At 75.5% G+C, this 3,196-nt stretch carries 5 protein-coding genes; 2 read left to right on the forward strand and 3 right to left on the reverse strand.

Annotated features, from left to right (window positions below; genetic code table 11):
• The first annotated feature begins 155 nt into the window (after positions 1-155).
• Together ABZ641_RS30590 and ABZ641_RS30595 are read left to right on the forward strand one after the other, a co-directional pair.
• Positions 156-1,415, forward strand: a complete 1,260-nt coding sequence (locus ABZ641_RS30590; protein ID WP_344628381.1) for a SpoIIE family protein phosphatase — start codon at positions 156-158, stop codon at positions 1,413-1,415.
• Between the two features lie 110 nt (positions 1,416-1,525).
• The gene (locus ABZ641_RS30595; protein ID WP_344628380.1) at positions 1,526-1,828 is read left to right on the forward strand and encodes a DUF4193 domain-containing protein; all 303 of its coding nucleotides are present in this window, start codon (positions 1,526-1,528) and stop codon (positions 1,826-1,828) included.
• Positions 1,829-1,870: 42 nt separating this feature from the next.
• On the opposite strand, the gene ABZ641_RS30600 is transcribed toward ABZ641_RS30595, so the two are convergent.
• The 3 genes from ABZ641_RS30600 to ABZ641_RS30610 all read right to left on the reverse strand — a co-directional run.
• Entirely contained in the window at positions 1,871-2,188 is a 318-nt protein-coding gene (locus ABZ641_RS30600) for a gas vesicle protein K (protein WP_359987003.1), read from the reverse strand.
• Positions 2,185-2,481 carry a gas vesicle protein gene (locus tag ABZ641_RS30605; protein WP_359987008.1) on the reverse strand — a complete coding sequence of 99 codons (297 nt, stop codon included), beginning with the start codon at positions 2,479-2,481 and terminating at the stop codon, positions 2,185-2,187. The genes ABZ641_RS30600 and ABZ641_RS30605 overlap by 4 nt, the downstream gene beginning before the upstream one ends.
• A 24-nt stretch (positions 2,482-2,505) precedes the next feature.
• A partial coding sequence (locus ABZ641_RS30610; protein ID WP_359987005.1) for a GvpL/GvpF family gas vesicle protein occupies positions 2,506-3,196 on the reverse strand: 691 nt, incomplete at its 5' end.

A 3,196-nucleotide genomic window follows, 5' to 3' on the forward strand; every position in this document is an offset into this window, starting at 1 on the left:
GTGCCGCCGGGCCCGGCACTGCCGGTGCTCCGCGGGCCACGGTGCTCCACCGGCTCCGGCACGGCGTCCGGGCGGCAGCGGCGCACCGGGCGTGACCCACATGACGGGCGTAGATTGAGGGCACCCCACGGGATGATCACGACCGAGGAGCGGGTGTGGACGCGCCGGCTGTGGACTACGGGGCGGCGTTCCGGGCGACGCCCAGCCCCATGCTCGTCCTGACCCCCGGCCTGGTGATGGCGGACGCCAACGAGGCCTATCTGCGGGTGTCCGGCCGCAACCGCGCGGAGCTGGTGGGCCGCCTGCTGTTCGACGTCTTCCCCGGTGACCCCGCGCACGGCGAGACAACCGGCGCCGTCCCGCTGCGCGCCTCGCTGCAGCGGGTGATCACCACCCGGCAGAGCGACAGCATGCCGCTGCAGAAGTACGGGGTCGACCACACCGACCGGCCGGGGGTGTTCGAGGAACGGTACTGGAGCACGCTGAACACACCGGTGCTGGGCGCGGACGGCGAGGTGGTCGCGATCGTGCACCGGGTCGAGGAGGTCACCGCCCTGGTGCGGAGCATCCTCGACGGCCGTGGTCCGGCGGACGGCACGGTGCTGACCGGCCTCACCCGGGAGGCGCACATGGCGGCGGACCTGCTGGCCCGGGCGCAGGAGCTCGCCGACCTCAACGAGGAGCTGCGGCAGGCGCACGCCCGCGAGCGCGAGGTGGCGCTGAGCCTGCAGCGGTCGCTGCTGCCCGCCGTGCCGCCGGCGCACCGCTCCTTCGCGGCGGTCCGCTACCAGCCCGCGACCCGGACGCTGAACGTGTGCGGGGACTGGTACGACCTGGTCGACCTGGACCGGTCGCTGCTCGGTGTCGCGGTCGGCGACGTGGTCGGCCACGGACTGGAGGCGGCCGGGATCATGGGCCGGCTGCACAGCGCGCTCAACGCCGCCCTGCGCGCCACCCGGCAGCCGGCGCAGGCGCTGAAGACCCTGGCCCGCTACGCGGTGACCGTCGAGGGCGCGCTGTCGACGACCGCGGTGCAGACCGTCGTCGACCGCTCCACCCGCACCGTCCGCTACAGCAGCGCCGGGCACCCGCCGCCGGTGCTCGTCCACGCGGACGGTTCCGTCCAGGTGCTCGACGGGGCCACCGACCCGCCGCTCGGCGCCTGGGAGAACGAGATCCCGCGCTCCGAGGCGGCCGCCGGGTACCGGCCGGGCGCCACCCTGGTGCTCTACACCGACGGCCTCATCGAGCGGCGCGGCGAGGACATCGACGTGGGGCTGGAACGGCTCACCGCCAGCGCCGCCCGGCACCGCGGGCTCGGCCCGGAGGCGCTGGCGGACGCCGTCCTCGCCGACCTGGGCGCGGACGACGGTCAGGGCACCGACGACATCGCGCTGGTCGCCGTCCGGCTCTGATCCGCCCCGCCGTACCGCGCGCTCCGCAGCGGGTGCGCGGGAACGGCTCCGGAGGGAGGCTGGTCTCCCCCGAGGTCAACCAGTCCACCAGTCCATGAAGGGACGACACCGTGGCCACCGACTACGACGCCCCCCGCAAGGGCGACGACGAGAGCTCCGACGACAGCATCGAGGAGCTCAAGGCCCACCGGGCGGAACGCGCCGACGGCAAGGTCGACGTCGACGAGTTCGACGCGGCCGAGGGACTCGAACTGCCGGGAGCCGACCTGTCGGGCGAAGAACTCACCGTGCAGGTCCTGCCCAAGCAGCAGGACGAGTTCACCTGCGCGAGCTGCTTCATGGTGCGGCACCGCAGCCAGCTCGCCGGCGAGAACTCCAGCGGTCAGCCGATCTGCAAGGAGTGCGCCGACTGAACGCGCCGACGGGCCCGCTGCTCCCCCCGGACGGCCTGCGGGTCACTCCGGGGGGAGCAGCGGGCCCAGCGGCCCGAGGTCGATGTTGAGGTCCTCGGGCCGCAGACCGAAGTGCTCGCGGAGCTCGTCCATCCGCTCCTCCAGCGCCATCAGGGTGCGGCCGAGCACCTCGATCCGGTCCTCGGTGAGGTCGCCGGCGTCCATCCGTCGCAGGGCCTGGCGCTCCATCAGCTGCCGCAGCAGCTCGACCACGGTGAGGACGAGCGCGGCGAGGTCCCGGCCGACCGCCTCCGGGTCCAGCTCGATCCGGCGGCCCGGGACCGCGGTGCGCGGCGCCCGGCCGTCTCCCGGTGCGGTCACGGCGCGCCCTCCGCGACCTCCGCGTCCGGCGCGTCCGATGCGTCCGGTGCGTCCGGTGCGTCCGGCCCGGACTCCCCGGCGGAGTCGACGTACTGGGCGGCCAGGGTGCCGACCGAGGAGATCAGAGCGCGCAGGCTGATCCGGACGAGATCGACGTCCGCGATGCCGAGGGTGATCTCGCCGGTGACGACCACGCCGCCGGCGAGCAGCCGGTCGAGCAGGTCGACCAGGGCGATCCTGCGGTCGTCCACGGGGTACGGAGACGTCCGGGCGACCTCGCCCGCGGTGGTCACGGCGCCTGGGGCGGTCACGGCGGCTCACCCGCCCTCGGCCGACGGGGTCTTGGCCGGCCACCCCTGCTCGGCCCGTCCCGCCGGCACGTGGTCCGGTGCGGCCTCCGGTGCCGGTTCGGGCTCCGGTGCCGGTTCGGGCTCCGGTGCCGGTTCGGGCTGGATGTCGGCGAAGGAGTACGGCGGCCACGGACCGGTCAGCTCCAGGCGGACCCCGGTGAATCGGCGGCCGAGGTCGGTGACGGCCGCGCCGAACTCGGCGGCCCTGTCCTGCTCGACCAGATAGGCGCCGTTCAGCAGCATCGGGTCGGACCGGCCGCTCGCCTCCGCGGACTGCAGCGGGTGCTCGGCGGCCCGGCCCGCACGGGCGGCGAGCGTCGCGTGGATCTCCCGGGCACCTGCCGCGGCCTCCTCGAACCGGCGGGCGAGGGCGTCGCGTTGGGCGCGGCGGCGCAGCAGGTACGCGGTGCCGGGCCGGTCGGCGGGAGCCCCGACCTCGGCGGGGTCCGGGGCGGCGGCGTCCAGGTACACCTTGACGCCCCACTCGGCGTGGTCGGCGACCCGGTCCAGGGCGGCCCGGAGACGGGGGCCGGCGCCGCGGAGGAACGCGGCGGCGCCGCGGTCGTCCCGGTAGAGGGTGGCGAAGCGCAGCGGCAGGGTGCGGCCGGACCGGGCGAGTTCGGCGATCACCCGGTGGTGCGCCCGCACGGCCGACTCC

Source organism: Kitasatospora sp. NPDC007106 (assembly GCF_040634455.1).
Classification (GTDB): domain Bacteria; phylum Actinomycetota; class Actinomycetes; order Streptomycetales; family Streptomycetaceae; genus Kitasatospora; species Kitasatospora arboriphila.